16 protein-coding genes are annotated in these 15,605 nt (G+C 33.6%); 6 read left to right on the forward strand and 10 right to left on the reverse strand.

What is annotated here, in order from left to right; all coding sequences use genetic code 11:
* Nucleotides 1-182 precede the first annotated feature (182 nt).
* The 4 genes from thrS (at nt 183) to rplT (ending at nt 3,412) form a co-directional block, all read left to right on the forward strand.
* On the forward strand, nt 183-2,123 hold the full coding sequence (gene thrS / locus Q0912_RS14770; protein WP_299116471.1) for a threonine--tRNA ligase: 1,941 nt from the start codon (nt 183-185) through the stop codon (nt 2,121-2,123).
* Between the two features lie 33 nt (nt 2,124-2,156).
* Complete coding sequence (gene infC / locus Q0912_RS14775; protein WP_299116729.1) at nt 2,157-2,708, forward strand: translation initiation factor IF-3; 552 nt, start codon at nt 2,157-2,159, stop codon at nt 2,706-2,708.
* A 58-nt stretch (nt 2,709-2,766) separates the two neighbouring features.
* Nucleotides 2,767-2,964 (forward strand): 50S ribosomal protein L35, encoded by a 198-nt coding sequence (gene rpmI, locus Q0912_RS14780; protein ID WP_299116473.1) that lies wholly within the window; start codon nt 2,767-2,769, stop codon nt 2,962-2,964.
* Between the two features lie 103 nt (nt 2,965-3,067).
* On the forward strand, nt 3,068-3,412 hold the full coding sequence (gene rplT / locus Q0912_RS14785) for a 50S ribosomal protein L20 (protein ID WP_299116474.1): 345 nt from the start codon (nt 3,068-3,070) through the stop codon (nt 3,410-3,412).
* A gap of 71 nt (nt 3,413-3,483) precedes the next feature.
* Here the strand turns inward: rplT and Q0912_RS14790 are convergent, their stop codons facing one another.
* From Q0912_RS14790 to tgt, 10 genes are all read right to left on the reverse strand, one after another.
* Complete coding sequence (locus Q0912_RS14790) at nt 3,484-3,909, reverse strand: secondary thiamine-phosphate synthase enzyme YjbQ (RefSeq protein WP_299116475.1); 426 nt, start codon at nt 3,907-3,909, stop codon at nt 3,484-3,486.
* Nucleotides 3,910-3,916: 7 nt separating this feature from the next.
* Complete coding sequence (locus tag Q0912_RS14795) at nt 3,917-4,195, reverse strand: EF-hand domain-containing protein (protein WP_299116476.1); 279 nt, start codon at nt 4,193-4,195, stop codon at nt 3,917-3,919.
* Nucleotides 4,196-4,239: 44 nt separating this feature from the next.
* Entirely contained in the window at nt 4,240-5,313 is a 1,074-nt protein-coding gene (locus tag Q0912_RS14800) for an adenylate/guanylate cyclase domain-containing protein (protein WP_299116477.1), read from the reverse strand.
* Between the two features lie 12 nt (nt 5,314-5,325).
* On the reverse strand, nt 5,326-6,591 hold the full coding sequence (locus Q0912_RS14805) for an asparagine synthetase B (RefSeq protein ID WP_299116478.1): 1,266 nt from the start codon (nt 6,589-6,591) through the stop codon (nt 5,326-5,328).
* Nucleotides 6,592-6,665: 74 nt separating this feature from the next.
* On the reverse strand, nt 6,666-7,700 hold the full coding sequence (locus tag Q0912_RS14810) for an AI-2E family transporter (protein WP_299116479.1): 1,035 nt from the start codon (nt 7,698-7,700) through the stop codon (nt 6,666-6,668).
* A 71-nt stretch (nt 7,701-7,771) separates the two neighbouring features.
* Nucleotides 7,772-9,304 carry a replicative DNA helicase gene (dnaB, locus tag Q0912_RS14815; RefSeq protein WP_299116480.1) on the reverse strand — a complete coding sequence of 511 codons (1,533 nt, stop codon included), beginning with the start codon at nt 9,302-9,304 and terminating at the stop codon, nt 7,772-7,774.
* A 169-nt stretch (nt 9,305-9,473) separates the two neighbouring features.
* Nucleotides 9,474-10,427 carry an acetyl-CoA carboxylase carboxyltransferase subunit alpha gene (locus tag Q0912_RS14820; protein ID WP_299116481.1) on the reverse strand — a complete coding sequence of 318 codons (954 nt, stop codon included), beginning with the start codon at nt 10,425-10,427 and terminating at the stop codon, nt 9,474-9,476.
* 55 nt (nt 10,428-10,482) lie between these two features.
* Nucleotides 10,483-11,391, reverse strand: coding sequence for a DMT family transporter (locus Q0912_RS14825; protein ID WP_299116483.1), 909 nt, complete (start codon nt 11,389-11,391; stop codon nt 10,483-10,485).
* Nucleotides 11,378-12,454 (reverse strand): LptF/LptG family permease, encoded by a 1,077-nt coding sequence (locus Q0912_RS14830; RefSeq protein WP_299116485.1) that lies wholly within the window; start codon nt 12,452-12,454, stop codon nt 11,378-11,380. The genes Q0912_RS14825 and Q0912_RS14830 overlap by 14 nt, the downstream gene beginning before the upstream one ends.
* A 3-nt stretch (nt 12,455-12,457) precedes the next feature.
* Nucleotides 12,458-13,588, reverse strand: a complete 1,131-nt coding sequence (gene tgt, locus Q0912_RS14835) for a tRNA guanosine(34) transglycosylase Tgt (protein ID WP_299116487.1) — start codon at nt 13,586-13,588, stop codon at nt 12,458-12,460.
* A 177-nt stretch (nt 13,589-13,765) separates the two neighbouring features.
* Here tgt and Q0912_RS14840 point away from each other — a divergent pair, with 177 nt between their 5' ends.
* Nucleotides 13,766-14,611, forward strand: a complete 846-nt coding sequence (locus Q0912_RS14840) for a transketolase (RefSeq protein WP_299116489.1) — start codon at nt 13,766-13,768, stop codon at nt 14,609-14,611.
* Nucleotides 14,612-14,629: 18 nt separating this feature from the next.
* The gene (locus tag Q0912_RS14845; RefSeq protein ID WP_299116491.1) at nt 14,630-15,583 is read left to right on the forward strand and encodes a transketolase C-terminal domain-containing protein; all 954 of its coding nucleotides are present in this window, start codon (nt 14,630-14,632) and stop codon (nt 15,581-15,583) included.
* The last annotated feature ends 22 nt before the right edge of the window (nt 15,584-15,605 follow it).

Genomic DNA, 15,605 nt, shown 5'->3' on the forward strand with positions numbered 1-15,605 from the left:
TTAGCGGGCGCAAATATATAATACCTTTTTATTATCGCAATACCTTTTTGCATTTTATTTGTACTTTATTTTTATTTGCTTAATCTACAAGGAATTACAATCTGTTTTTTTTTATTAAAACTTCACTTTGTCCTTTATATATATAGGTATATCTTTGTGGGCTAAAATTTACACTATATATAATGATAAATATTACTCTACCTGACGGTTCAGTTAGATCTTTTGATAAAGATGTAACTCCTTATGAAGTGGCTGTAGATATTAGCGAAGGTTTTGCACGCAATGTTATCTCAGCAAAATTCAATGACAATGTTATTGAAACCACCACTCCATTAACCACAGATGGTAGTCTTACATTATATACATGGAGGGATGATGCTGGTAAAAAAGCCTTTTGGCATTCTTCAGCTCATGTCTTGGCTCAAGCTTTAGAAGAGTTATACCCTGGTGTGAAACTTTGGGTTGGCCCAGCAATTGATAATGGTTTTTATTATGATGTTGATTTAGGAGATGGTGTTATTTCTGAAAAAGATTTTAAAACCATTGAAAATAAGATGATAGAGATTGCTCGCGGAAAACACAATTTTAAAATGCGAGAAGTTTCCAAAGCAGATGCTCTTTCTTTTTATAGGGATAAGAATGCGTACAAAGTTGATTTAATAGAAAACCTTGAAGATGGTACCATCAGCTTTTGCGATCATTCTACATTTACAGATTTGTGTCGAGGTGGACACATTCCTAATACTGGCATTATAAAAGCTGTAAAAATTCTTAGTGTTGCTGGCGCTTATTATAAAGGAGATGAAAATGAAAAACAACTCACAAGAGTCTATGGGATTTCATTCCCTAAACAAAAAGAACTTACTGAATATTTACACCTTTTAGAAGAAGCTAAAAAGCGTGACCATAGAAAGCTTGGAAAAGAACTTGAGCTTTTTACTTTTTCTCAGAAAGTTGGGCAAGGTTTACCGCTTTGGTTACCTAAAGGTGCTGCTTTAAGAGAACGTTTAGAAAACTTCTTAAAAGCTGCTCAAAAAAAAGCAGGTTACGACATGGTAGTTACACCTCATATAGGTAATAAGGATCTCTATGTAACTTCTGGGCATTTTGCAAAATATGGTGAAGACAGTTTTCAACCCATAAATACACCTGCAGAAGGAGAAGAGTTTTTGTTAAAGCCCATGAACTGTCCTCATCATTGTGAAATTTACAATGCTAAACCATATTCATATAAAGAACTACCAAAACGTTTTGCAGAATTTGGTACAGTATATAGATATGAACAAAGTGGTGAATTACATGGTTTAACTCGTGTTAGAGGGTTTACACAAGATGATGCTCATATATTCTGTACTCCAGACCAGCTAGATACAGAGTTTAAAGAAGTCATAGACTTAGTACTTTATGTCTTTGGTTCTTTAGGTTTTGAAAACTTTACAGCTCAAGTGTCTTTAAGAGACCCTAAAAATCCTGATAAATATATAGGTAGTGATGAAAATTGGGATAAAGCCGAACAAGCCATATTAAATGCTGCTAAAGATAAAGGCTTAAATTATGTTGTTGAAACAGGTGAAGCAGCATTTTACGGCCCAAAACTAGATTTTATGGTAAAAGATGCTCTTGGTCGTCAATGGCAACTAGGAACCATTCAAGTAGATTACAACCTACCTGAACGTTTTGATCTAACTTATAAGGGCAGTGATAATGAGCTACATAGACCTGTCATGATTCATCGTGCTCCTTTTGGAAGTATGGAAAGATTCGTAGCTATTTTATTAGAGCATACAGGTGGGAATTTTCCGCTTTGGTTAATGCCAGAACAGGCAATTATTATCTCAATTAGCGAGAAATATGAAAAATACGCTGAAAAAGTTTTAAATTTGCTAGAAAATGACGAAATTCGCGCCCTTGCAGACAATAGGAATGAAACTGTAGGTAAGAAAATTCGTGAAGCTGAAATGCAAAAGTTTCCGTTTATGATTATCGTTGGAGAGCAAGAAGCGCAAGACGGTACAATAACTGTGCGTGAACATGGTGGTGAAGACCTTGGCACAATTAGTGTAACGGATTTTGTGAAAATTATAAAAGAAAGAATACATAAAAGTTTAAAAACTTTTAAATAAATAACGTTTAATTTAAATATATAAGCCATAGCAATACGTAGAAACAGAAGAAATTATAACAGACGTGTATCTCAAGAAGATAAACACCGTATAAATTCTAAAATTAGATCTGAAGAAGTAAGAGTTGTAGGAGACAATGTTGAAGTAGGAGTTTATCCTATTAAGCAAGCTCTATCCATGGCTGACGAACAAGGTTTGGATCTGGTTGAGATTTCGCCAAATGCGAATCCTCCTGTTTGTAAAATCATGGATTATAAAAAGTTTCTTTACGAACAAAAGAAACGTGAAAAAGCGTTAAAATCTAAAGCAACAAAAGTTGTAGTAAAAGAAATTCGTTTTGGTCCAAATACAGATGACCATGATTATGAATTTAAAAAGAAACACGCTATTAAGTTCTTAAATGATGGTGCAAAGCTAAAAGCCTTTGTATTTTTTAAAGGACGTTCAATAGTATTTAAAGAGCAAGGTCAAATCTTATTATTAAGATTAGCGCAAGACCTTGAAGAATATGGCAAAGTAGAACAAATGCCAAAACTTGAAGGTAAACGTATGATTATGTTTATTGCTCCAAAAAAGAATAAATAAAATGTTGAAATAATTCAGCATAAAAAATAAGCGAAACGTAAATTAAAACTAGGACAAAATGCCTAAAATGAAAACAAAATCGAGTGCTAAGAAACGTTTCAAACTAACTGGCACTGGTAAGATTAAAAGAAAGCACGCTTTTAAGAGTCATATATTGACAAAAAAATCTAAAAAGCGTAAGCTTGCGTTAACTCATGATACTTTAGTACATAAGTCAGACGAGAATAATATTAAAACCATGTTACGCTTAAAGTAACAGTGTTTTAATCGGTTAAAACAATTTATAAACCCTGGAGTTAGGCAAAAGTATTTAGCAAGTGTAGATAATCTACCGCCTACTACAAAAAACAATTAAAGAAATGCCAAGATCAGTAAATTCAGTTGCAAAGAGAGCCAGAAGAAAAAAGGTTCTTAAGCAAGCAAAAGGTTACTTCGGAAGACGTAAAAACGTTTGGACAGTAGCAAAGAATGCGGTTGACAAAGCGATGCAATATTCGTACAGAGATCGTAGAAACAAAAAAAGAACATTTCGTTCGTTATGGATTATGCGTATAAACGCAGGTGCAAGACAACATGGAATGAGCTATTCAAAATTGATGGGAGGATTAAAAGCTAATAACATTGAATTGAATCGTAAGGTTCTTGCAGATTTAGCCATGAATCACCCAGAAGCTTTTGAGGCTATAGTAAACAAAGTTAAGTAAGGCTTTTAGCCAAATTAATAACAACATTTCGCTTAAAAAAATCCGATTCTAACGAGTCGGATTTTTTATTTTTAATTGCTGCCCAGAGCTGTAATTACTATATTTCTCCCCGAAGCGTTATTTCTATGCTCACATAGGTAAATACCTTGCCAAATGCCAAGATTAAGTTTGCCATTCGTTAATGGAATTAGGACTGACGACCCCATCAAAGATGCTTTAATATGTGCTGGCATATCATCAGGTCCTTCAAAAATGTGCTTATAATACGGTTGATTCTCAGGTACCATTTCATTTATATGGCTTTCAAAATCTTGTCGAACGGTTGAATCTGCATTTTCATTTATCGTTAAACTTGCAGAAGTATGTTTTATGAAAACTTGTAGCTGACCAGTTTTTATAGTTTTAATTTCAGGAATCGCATTTAATATATCGGACGTAATTAAATGAAAACCTCTTGGATAAGCTTTCAATCTAATCTCTTTTTGAAAAAATTCCATTCAACAATTATTTAGATTCATCTGAAATCTCATCGATAGAATATTTAAACTCTTCCCAGTCTATAAGTCCATCACCATCTTTATCGTAACCTTCTATGAGTTTTGACGCTACAACACCTCTAATAAAGCCACTAATCTCAGCTTGCTTTAAAAGCTTTACAATTTCTTTCCTAGTGAGTTTGCCATCACTGTCCTTATCAAAAAAGGCAAAAGCTTCTTCTGGTGTATTAAAATGATTTGTGATTAAAATTTGAATTTTGTTGAGTATGGCTTCTTTTCGTCCCATCAGAATTGCTTTAGAATTATCTTTTACAAGATAAAGTTTTCTCTTTATTTAGAAATTTCAAAAATTTGAACAGCCCTCTCTTTACCTTTTAATGTAATCGTACCTTTTGAATTTGTCATATATTGACCATCTAGTTTTAATTTTTTTAAAGTTGTTTCAGACACTAAAAGTGAGCTGTAATAGGTATTACACAGGCTTTGAATTCTTGATGCCGTATTAATGACATCTCCATGATAAGCAATTTCTTTTTTAACTGTACCTACTTCTGCAATCATGAGCTTACCAAAATGAATACCTGCTTTAAAAATGGGCTCATAGCCAAACTTTAGTGTGTAATGTTCATTTCGTTTTTTTAGCTGTTCTCTAAAAGCAAAGAATAGTTTGATACAGTTATTCTTTTTAAAACCCTTTTTTGAAGTCCATGTTACAACCGCCTCATCCCCTACATATTGATAAACTTCTGCTTCGTATTTATTTAAAACTTTATTTAAATCCGTAAAACAATCCTGAATAAACTTACTATACTTAATATGACCTAAATGTTCTGCTATTTTAGTAGAATCTTTTAAATCCAGAAACATTAATATCCTACTTTCTTCTCGAGGTTTTCTATATTTACCAAGAAGGATATTCAGAAACATGCCTCTACCAAACTTATCGTTGGCAATTCTTATGAGTGAAAATACAATGGAAGCTGTTATAAAATAAATAACTGTATTCCAAAAAAATGGATCTGTACGCCACCAACCCCTTTCGTTAGGCAAATCAATATCAATCTGTTCTTCAATTCTAAATGATAGCAAACTAAGTACTATAATTATTAAAATAAGATAAATTAGAGACTTAATTATTACACTAATACCTAGAATAAGTTTTTTACTAAAAAACTCATCAAACAAAAATTCAATGACAGCATAAAAAGTACCTAACAAAAGGCCAAGTATAATACCATATTTATAAAACGCAGATATTGGTAGCCCAAGGTCTTCATCTGTATATATAGCTAACTCTTCAATTAGACCATTATATCTTATAACAATAAAAAAAGTGAAGGCTATAAGCCAATAAATAATAGAAATTACAAATAACTGAAGAAAGGGTTTTAATCTATTACTCATAAAATTAAGTAATTAGGTCTTCTGTTTCTTCTTTTTAGCAGCCGGAAATAACACATTATTTAAGATTAACCGATAACCAGGAGAGGTTGGATGTAAATCGAGTTCTGTCTTTGGGTCTCCTACTCTATGTGTATAATCTTCTGGATCATGACCACCATAAAATGTAAAAAAGCCTTTGCCTTTTATACCATGAATATATTTGGCTTCACTATTGGTTCGGTTTTCACCCATTACTAAAACATTAGACTTTATTTGCTCTCTTGTAAATGATGTGGTCTGTCCCATAAATCCTTTTACTAAAGAAGTATGGTTTTGTGTCAGCATTGTTGGAATTGGGTCCCATTTTGCTGAGTATTCCATCAATGAAAAATAGTCAGTTTTAAAAGGGATTTGACGTTTTTGCGTCATATCTATTGAGGAGAATTCATAGACATTAGGACTGCGTTCTAGAATATAATCCTTAAAAGCAAACGTTTTGGAATAATCAATTTTATTTTGATAACCAGGATCGCTACCATCACCATCAAACATAGGCTCGCAGATATCTACATTTTCGGCGGACAAAGCGATATCAAAGCTATCTGTAGCTGAGCACATCGCAAACATAAAACCACCACCAACAACATAATCCTTTATTTTTTTGGCTACAGCTAATTTAGCATCAGAAACTTTACTATATCCTAAACGCTTTGCTAATTCTTCTGCAGCTTTTTTCTCTTCAATATACCATGCTGCAGAACGGTAAGTTCGGTAAAACTTACCATATTGACCCGTAAAATCTTCATGATGCAAGTGTAGCCAATCATAAAGTAGCAATTCATCCTTTAAAACTTCCTCATCATAAATGGTTTCATAAGGGATTTCAGCATATGTTAACACCATAGTTACCGCATCATCCCATGGCTGTTTTCCATAAGGTGTATATACTGCAATCTTTGGAGCTTTCTCTAACACTACAGCTTCTTGATTAACCGCAGGACTACTAATATCATCTAGTATTTTTGCCGCTTTTGCATCAGAAATCATTTCAAAAGACACGCCTCTAATTTGGCATTCGCGTTGTATGATCTCTGCATCTGGTAATAGGAATGAACCGCCTCTATAATTGAGTAGCCATTTCACTTTAAGTTCACGTTCTAAAGTCCAGTAAGTTACACCATAAGCTTTTAAATGATTCTCTTGTGATTCTGCATCCATAGGAATAAGAATATAGGATGCATAGGCATTTATACTTATGAATAGTGTAAAGAATATGACAACTATTTTTTTCAAGTTCATAGATTTAGAACGAAATATAATTAAAATTTAGTCTAATTATTATCTATTTACCATTCTTTTAAGAAGCTTTTATACTATTCTATTGAAGTTTCTTTGCCAGAAAGTAAGCTTGCTATAATCTTGGTACTAGGGAATTGTTCTAATATTATTTTAATAAATACTGTTATAGGGATTGCCATGATTAACCCTGGAATTCCCCACAAAAACCCCCAAAACATTAGCATTACCAAAACAGCAATAATATTAATTGAGAAAGATTTGCCCATAAAAATTGGCTCTAAAATAGCACCAAAAGTGACTTGCACTAATGTAATAGCAAGCACAAAAAAGAATAGTGTGCTTGTTGGGTCTAACTCTACAAAGGCAAAAATTGAAAGCAAAATAACCGAAATAAATGAGCCCACCATTTGCACAAAATTTATGGCAAATGCAAATAAACCCCAAAAAATTGGAAAACTTACATCAAAAAACACACACATTAACCCAGTAAATAAACCAGTTAGAGCACTGACCAAAAACTTAACTTTAATGAACTTTATCAAATCCTTTTCAATTTTCATAAAAGCCTTTATGGATGTGTGTTTCTGTTTTAACAATGTATTGTTAAGTAATTTGTGTACGTTAATGGATTCTGCTAACCAAAGTACCACAAAGAATGCGGTCATTAATAATGTTGTGAGAAAGGTTCTTAAAAACCCAAAAGTAGAACCCAGATTTTCTTTTTCAAAGAATTGTGCTAATGGGTTTTTATTGTCTTCATATTCAATTCCGAAGTTTTCAAAAATATACATTTTTAAATCGGCTAACTTCTCTTCTGCCTTTGGAAAGAAATCTGATTTAGTAGCTAAAATTTCTTTACTCGAAAGCTGAATTAGTTCTATGCCTAATTTTAACCCTCCGGCAACTAATAATAATACAATGATTATACTAACGACCTTGGGTACTTTACGGCGTCCTAACCAACGCATAACTGGCAAAAACAATAAAGCAATAAACATTGAAAAAATCAATGGTATAAATATGAAGGAAAGTATTTTAAGTAGGTAAAATACCAGTGGTATAACTATTATTAACAACAAAACATTTGTTGTACGTCTTTGATCTAACATGAGGCAATTTTCTTATAAATAGCGAAAAGTAAAGATACGTTAAAAAAGCACTTCAAAAACCCTAAATGCTGTTAAAAAGGAACCCCATCGTCTTCTGGTGCATCAAAAGCATCAGAGGCAGAAGGGAAATTATCTGGCTTAAAGGTATCATCGTTAGCAGCTGCATTCATTTTAGAATGGAACTCTCCGAAAGGAGTATCAAAATCGTCTAAATTATCAAACTTACCTAAGTGACCGATAAACTTTAATCTAATATTATCCAATCCACCATTTCTATGCTTGGCTACTATAAATTCACCTTGACCTTCAGTTGGTGAGCGTTCTTCATCATCCCATTCATCAATTTTATAATATTCTGGTCTGTAAATAAAAGATACAATATCAGCATCTTGTTCAATAGCTCCAGATTCACGTAAATCAGACAATAAAGGGCGTTTGCTTCCTCCACGTGTTTCTACTGCACGCGACAACTGAGATAATGCAATTACAGGAACATTTAACTCTTTTGCCAATGCCTTAAGATTTCGGGAAATCATTGATATTTCTTGTTCTCTATTTCCGCCTTTTTGACTTCCACCTGCAGTCATTAACTGCAAATAATCTATCATTATCACTTTAATACCATATTGCGACGCCAATCTTCGGGCTTTAGCTCTTAAGTCAAAAATAGATAATGAAGGGGTATCATCAATAAATAAAGGAGCGTTTTCTAAGGTCTTTACCTTAACATTAAGTTGCTCCCATTCGTGTTTTTCTAATTTCCCTGTTCTCAGTTTCTCAGAAGATAATCCGGTTTCACTAGATATTAAACGTGTAATTAATTGAACAGAAGACATCTCTAAAGAAAAGAATGCTACAGGTTGGTTAAAATCTACGGCAATATTCCTTGCCATAGTTAAAGTTAAAGCTGTTTTACCCATACCAGGACGTGCAGCAACAATAATTAAATCACTAGGTTGCCAACCAGATGTTAATTTATCGAGCTTATCAAAACCTGTAGGTATACCACTAAGACCTTCTTTATTTGAAATTTCTTCAATCTTCTTCTTGGCTTGAATTACTAGGCTCTGTGCAGTTTCAGTTGATTTTTTGACATTACCCTGAGTAACTTCATACAACTTAGCTTCTGCATTATCTAGTAAGTCAAAGACATCTTTGGTTTCGTCATAAGCTTCTTCAATAATTTCGTTAGAAATTTTAATTAAACTACGTTGAATATACTTTTGAAGTATAATACGAGCGTGAAACTCAATATGTGCAGAAGACGACACACGCTGGGTTAAAGAAATAAGGTAAAAATCACCACCGATTACATCTAACTTTTCATCTTTTTTTAATTGGCTAGAAACGGTTAATAAGTCAACCGGCTCACTGTTTTCAAATAATTTGAAAATAGCTTCAAAGATGTGTTTATGTGCTTCTTTGTAAAAAGCTTCAGGACTTAAAATATCAATAACCTCATCAACACCTTTTTTATCAATCATCATCGCACCAAGCACAACTTCCTCTAAATCAATGGCTTGAGGTGGTATTTTTCCTTTTTCTAAGTTAATGATAGTGCTTTTATCGACTTTATAGCCTTGTATTGGGTTAGGTTGTTTCATAAGTAACAAAAGTAGCTAAATAGTATCGACGAACTGCATGTTGTTGTTTTTACAATCTCAACAGGTAGTTAACAATTTAACTGTTAATAACTTGAATTTATTGTTAATAGTGTCAAAAAAAACCGAAGCTAAAGCTTCAGTTTTTTTTAGTTGCCTATGTACAGTGGTTTTAGTCTTTGTAAACTCCCATCTGATCGTATTTATCCATACGTTGTTTCACCAATTCTTTTGGTGATAAGTTTTTTAACTCATCGTAAGATTTTACAATAGCATCCTTGACTGCCAAAAATGTTTTTTCTTTATCAGTGTGTGCTCCACCTAAAGGTTCTTTAATAATCTGATCTACGAGTTTCATGCGTTTCATATCTTTTGCTGTAAGCTTTAAAGCTTCAGCAGCTTGCTCTTTATATTCCCAGCTTCTCCATAAAATAGAAGAGCACGATTCTGGTGAAATAACAGAGTACCACGTGTTTTCTAACATCATCACTTTATCCCCTACACCTATTCCAAGAGCTCCACCAGATGCACCTTCACCAATAATAATCGTAATAATAGGAACTTTAAGACGAGACATTTCTAAAATATTTCTGGCAATTGCTTCTCCTTGTCCTCGCTCCTCTGCTTCTAACCCAGGATAAGCGCCTGGAGTATCTATTAATGTTACTACCGGAATTCCAAATTTCTCAGCAGATTTCATTAAGCGCAAGGCTTTACGATAACCTTCTGGATTAGACATTCCGAAATTGCGATATTGTCTTGTTTTAGTATTATAACCCTTTTGCTGACCCACAAACATATACGTTTGGTCCCCAATCTTTCCCAGACCACCAATCATGGCTTTATCGTCTTTTACATTTCTGTCCCCATGTAGCTCTAAAAAAGATTCACCACATAATGCTTTAATATGATCTAATGTATAAGGTCTATTAGGGTGGCGCGATAACTGAACACGTTGCCATGCCGTAAGATTTTTATATATCTCTTTTTTAGTTTCGGCTAGCTTTTTTTCAATTTGCTTGCAAGTCTCTGTAACATCAACGTCACTTTCTTCTCCAATGATCTGACATTTTTCAAGCTGTTCCTCTAATTCTTTTATAGGTAATTCAAACTCTAAGTATTCCATACAATTTGAAGTTATTTTTTATTTCGTTAGTTAGTAGTATGCAAATATAAAAACTTTAATTGGTAATAGTGGTGGTTTTGTTACTAGTACGTTTGTAATTTTTAAAAATTGCATCTAGTAATACTGTTACAATGATTAAAGCCGCACCAATATAAAACTGTGGGGACATTTGTTCGGTCTCAGGATATATAAGCAATGCCAATGCAATACCGTAAATAGGTTCTAGATTATAACTTAAAATCACTGTAAACGGGCTAATGTAACGCATAACATCAACAGAACCTATAAACGCATAAGCTGTGCAGACCGATGCTAAAATAAAAATGTATATCCAATCTTTGCTAGAAAGCATGAAAAATTCGGCATTGAATTCTATATCCGAAAAACCTATAAATACAGTTAAAAAAAGTACACCACTAACAAATTCGTAAAACGAAATGACAGTTGCATTATGACGTTCTATAAGGCGTCCGTTTATTACCGCAAATAAGGTTGAAAAGAGGGCAGATAATAATCCCAAAACTATACCATAGATGTAATGCATCTCGCTACTTGTAATTAATAATACTCCAGCGATTACAATAAGTCCAAATAAAATTTCATACAATAATATACGTCGTTTAAAGAATATAGGCTCTATAAACGATGCAAAAAAAGCTCCTGATGAAAACATCGCCAACGCTATTGAAACGTTGGCTTGTTTTATAGATTCGAAAAAAGTGATCCAGTGTAATGCTATGATAATGCCTGCCACTGAGAATTGTAAAAGTGCTTTTTTTGTGATTTTAATGTTTAATCTAATTACCACAATGAATAGATACATCAAAATACCAGCAATAGCCATTCTGTACCAAACCAAAGCTAAAGCTCCAATAGTAATTAATTTTCCGAGGATAGCAGTAAAACCAGCAATAAAAACCAGAAAGTGTAAATGAAGGTAATGCTTTAATTTAACGTTTGGCATTTTGTAGAAGGTATATTGCTAAAATACCAAATATTACATTAGGAAGCCACACTGCAATAACTGCAGGGAAATTAGACTGTTCTGCCATCACCCCAAAAACCTTATCGAAAAACACATAAATCATTGCTATAGATATACCAAAAGCCAAATTTACTCCCATGCCTCCTCTACGTTTAATAGAAGATACAGCCACAGCTATTATTGTTAGTATAAATATAGAAACTGGTAAGCTCCATTTTTTGAGTTTTACCACCTCATAACGTCCAATATTTGGTGATCCACGTCGTTTTTCTGCTGCAATAAAATCTAGCAATTCACCATAGGGTTTTGTTTCAGCAGCATATTCAACAGGTGATAAATCCTCGAGTTCAAAAGGGAAATCCATATCCATCCTACGCTTTTTCTCTACAGTTTCAACACCATTATTAAACGTTCTTTTTAGGTAAGATGTAAGTCTATATATACTATCTTCTTCAAGATACCTTATGTTATCAGCAAATATTTTGTATTTGAGTTCGTTGTTTTCAAAATGCTCGTAGGTGAAATTTGTACCTACTTTACTTTTCGTTATAAAATTATTGATATAGATATAATCGTTATCATTTATCTGCCTATATACATCTCGGGTCTGCTGAATTTTTTTACTTTTCTTTAGATATTTATATTTAAAGTCATTAAACCCTTGACTAGCTACGGGAGCGAGATACATTCCTAAAAACAAAGCAAAAGTGGCAATAATTGTAGCACCAATTAAATAAGGTCTTAAAAACCTTGAAAAAGACACTCCTGAACTTAAAAATGCAACTATTTCAGTATTGTTAGCTAACTTGGATGTAAACCAAATCACTGATAAAAATAAAAACAGTGGAAATAAAAGATTAGCAAAATAAACTGTAAAATTTAAATAGTAGACTGCTGTCTCTTCAAAAGGCACTTTATTCTCAAGGATTTTTCCAACTTTTTCAGCAAGATCCACTGTTATACCAATAGGTATAAACAAGAGAAGCATCATTAAAAATGTAAACAAGTAACGTTTTAATATGTACCAATCAAGGATTTTCACGCCTTACAATCTATTATCCATTTGTTTAACCATTTTTTCTTTCCATGTTCTAAAGTCTCCTTCTATGATATGTTTTCTTGCTTCTCTAACCAGCCATAAATAAAATCCAAGGTTATGAATTGTTGCTATTTGTTTTCCCAACAATTCATTTACTGTAAATAAATGTTTTAAGTAGGCCTTTGTATAATCTGTATCTACAAATGTAATTCCCATTTCGTCAATAGGAGAAAAATCATCTGCCCATTTTTTATTTTTGATGTTAATTGTCCCATGGGCAGTAAATAACATACCATTTCTGGCATTTCGAGTAGGCATTACACAATCAAACATATCTACACCTAACGCTATATTTTCTAATATATTGATTGGTGTTCCTACTCCCATAAGATAACGTGGCTTTTCTTTTGGTAAAATATCGCATACCACTTCTGTCATGGCATACATTTCTTCGGCAGGTTCACCAACAGACAAACCACCAATAGCATTACCTTCAGCACCAGCATTGGCAATATATTCTGCAGATTGTTGTCTTAGATCCTTATAAGTACTTCCTTGTACTATAGGAAAAAAGGTTTGGCTATAGTCGTACTTATATGATACTTTTTCTAAGTGATTTATACATCTGTCCAACCAACGATGCGTCATGTGCATAGAACGCTTTGCGTAGTTGTAGTCGCATGGATATGGTGTACACTCATCAAAAGCCATAATGATATCTGCACCAATGGTTCGCTGTACTTCCATCACATTTTCTGGAGTGAACACATGGTAACTTCCATCGATATGTGATCTAAATTTCACACCTTCCTCTTTTATTTTTCTGTTAGCAGATAATGAATAGACTTGGTAACCACCAGAATCGGTCAAAATATTTCTATCCCAATTCATAAACTTATGCAATCCGCCAGCTTGCTCTAAAATTGGCATTTGAGGACGTAAGTATAAATGATAAGTATTCCCAAGAATAATATCTGGATTGATATCATTCTTTAACTCGCGCTGATGCACTCCTTTTACAGAAGCTACAGTACCAACAGGCATAAAAATCGGAGTTTCTATTGTGCCATGGTCTGTAGTAATAACACCTGCCCTTGCTTTGGTCTCTTTATCTTTTGCTAGTCTTTGAAAATTCATTAATTATAAGTCTAATGGCAAATATAATTAACTCAAAAACATTCCATCTTAATAAAAACCAAATTATAAATTAAAATTGTTAGCAAATCCATTAAATCGTTAATAAGTGGCTGTATTCAATCTTTGAAAGGCTTATGTAAAAAACTATTTTTGTGGCATTAATTTAAGCAACACAACATGCCAAACATTCAACAATTAGAAGATTTAACCACTCAAGTTCGAAGAGATATTCTTCGAATGGTACATAAAGTAAACTCTGGTCATCCAGGAGGTTCATTAGGTTGTGCCGAGTTTTTTGTTACATTATACCAAGATATTATGGAAACCAATGAAGGTTTTGATATGGATGGAAAAGGAGAAGATTTGTTTTTTCTATCAAATGGTCATATTTCACCTGTATACTATAGTGTTTTAGCAAGATCTGGCTATTTCCCTGTTGATGAGTTAAATACCTTTAGGTTAATCGATTCGCGTTTACAAGGTCATCCTACTACTCACGAAGGTTTACCAGGTGTTCGTATAGCTTCGGGTTCTTTAGGTCAAGGTATGTCTGTTGCTATTGGAGCAGCCGAAGCAAAAAAACTAAATAATGACAATCATATAGTCTACAGCTTACATGGTGATGGTGAGTTACAGGAAGGCCAAAACTGGGAAGCTATTATGTATGCTGCAGCAAGAAAAGTTGACAATCTTATCTCAATAATAGATCTAAACGGTCAACAAATTGATGGCTCAACAGATAATGTACTGCCAATGGGAAGTATCAAAAATAAATTTGAAGCGTTTGGTTGGACTGTTATAGAAATTGAAGAAGGGAACAATGTAGAAGCCATAATTAAAGGTATGGCTGAAGCTAAAACTTTAACAGGAAAAGGAAAACCTGTTTGTGTACTACTAAAAACAGTAATGGGTAATGGTGTCGATTTTATGATGCACACACATGCATGGCATGGTAAAGCACCTAATGATGAGCAATTAGAAATTGGATTAGCTCAAAATGCTGAAACCTTAGGAGACTATTAACCATCAATTAAAAAAACAATGAAAACATATACAAATACAGGAAACAAAGATACACGCTCAGGTTTTGGAGCTGGATTAACAGAACTTGGAAAAACCAATGGAAATGTTGTAGCACTTTGTGCAGACTTAACTGGCTCACTTAAAATGGATGAATTTAAAGCCAATCACCCAGAGCGATTTTTTCAGGTTGGTATAGCCGAAGCTAATATGATAGGTATTGCTGCTGGTATGACTATTGGAGGTAAAATTCCGTTTACCGGAACATTTGCTAATTTTTCTACTGGAAGAGTTTATGATCAAATCCGTCAAAGTGTAGCATATTCTGATAAAAACGTAAAAATATGTGCATCTCATGCAGGTGTAACACTAGGTGAAGACGGAGCTACACATCAAATACTTGAAGATATTGGCCTGATGAAAATGTTACCTGGAATGACTGTTATAAACACTTGCGATTATAACCAAACCAAAGCTGCAACATTAGCTATAGCAAAACATCATGGCCCTGTGTATTTAAGATTTGGGCGACCAAAAGTTCCTAATTTCACACCTGAAAACGGAGAATTTAAAATAGGTAAGGCTGTAAAACTAACTGAAGGTAGTGATGTAACTATAGTTGCCACTGGTCATTTAGTTTGGGAAGCCTTAGAAGCTGCTAAAGCATTACATGAAAAAGGCATAAGCGCCGAAGTTATAAATATTCATACAATTAAACCTTTAGATGACCAGGCTATTTTAGATTCTGTATCTAAAACTGGTTGTATTGTTACGGCTGAGGAGCACAACTATCTTGGTGGTCTGGGAGAGAGTGTTGCAAGAGTATTAGCACAACATCATCCTGCACCTCAAGAATTTGTCGCTACTAATGATACTTTTGGCGAATCGGGTACTCCTGCGCAACTCATGGAAAAGTATGGACTCAATAGTGACGCAATTCTAAAAGCCGTTAATACTGTACTGAAAAGAAAATAACTTCATCTTGGCAACGTTTTTG

This window comes from uncultured Winogradskyella sp. (assembly GCF_947498345.1).
GTDB lineage: Bacteria > Bacteroidota > Bacteroidia > Flavobacteriales > Flavobacteriaceae > Winogradskyella.

What these genes read in the sequence shown, in the direction of transcription:
- Q0912_RS14795 (WP_299116476.1), bottom strand. Translation starts at nt 4,195, where the DNA reads ATGGGACGAAAAGAAGCCATACTCAACAAAATTCAAATTTTAATCACA.
- thrS (WP_299116471.1), top strand. Translation starts at nt 183, where the DNA reads ATGATAAATATTACTCTACCTGACGGTTCAGTTAGATCTTTTGATAAA.
- rplT (WP_299116474.1), top strand. Translation starts at nt 3,068, where the DNA reads ATGCCAAGATCAGTAAATTCAGTTGCAAAGAGAGCCAGAAGAAAAAAG.
- tgt (WP_299116487.1), bottom strand. Translation starts at nt 13,588, where the DNA reads ATGAATTTTCAAAGACTAGCAAAAGATAAAGAGACCAAAGCAAGGGCA.
- dnaB (WP_299116480.1), bottom strand. Translation starts at nt 9,304, where the DNA reads ATGAAACAACCTAACCCAATACAAGGCTATAAAGTCGATAAAAGCACT.
- Q0912_RS14820 (WP_299116481.1), bottom strand. Translation starts at nt 10,427, where the DNA reads ATGGAATACTTAGAGTTTGAATTACCTATAAAAGAATTAGAGGAACAG.
- Q0912_RS14810 (WP_299116479.1), bottom strand. Translation starts at nt 7,700, where the DNA reads ATGTTAGATCAAAGACGTACAACAAATGTTTTGTTGTTAATAATAGTT.
- Q0912_RS14800 (WP_299116477.1), bottom strand. Translation starts at nt 5,313, where the DNA reads ATGAGTAATAGATTAAAACCCTTTCTTCAGTTATTTGTAATTTCTATT.
- Q0912_RS14790 (WP_299116475.1), bottom strand. Translation starts at nt 3,909, where the DNA reads ATGGAATTTTTTCAAAAAGAGATTAGATTGAAAGCTTATCCAAGAGGT.
- rpmI (WP_299116473.1), top strand. Translation starts at nt 2,767, where the DNA reads ATGCCTAAAATGAAAACAAAATCGAGTGCTAAGAAACGTTTCAAACTA.
- Q0912_RS14805 (WP_299116478.1), bottom strand. Translation starts at nt 6,591, where the DNA reads ATGAACTTGAAAAAAATAGTTGTCATATTCTTTACACTATTCATAAGT.
- Q0912_RS14840 (WP_299116489.1), top strand. Translation starts at nt 13,766, where the DNA reads ATGCCAAACATTCAACAATTAGAAGATTTAACCACTCAAGTTCGAAGA.
- Q0912_RS14845 (WP_299116491.1), top strand. Translation starts at nt 14,630, where the DNA reads ATGAAAACATATACAAATACAGGAAACAAAGATACACGCTCAGGTTTT.
- Q0912_RS14825 (WP_299116483.1), bottom strand. Translation starts at nt 11,391, where the DNA reads ATGCCAAACGTTAAATTAAAGCATTACCTTCATTTACACTTTCTGGTT.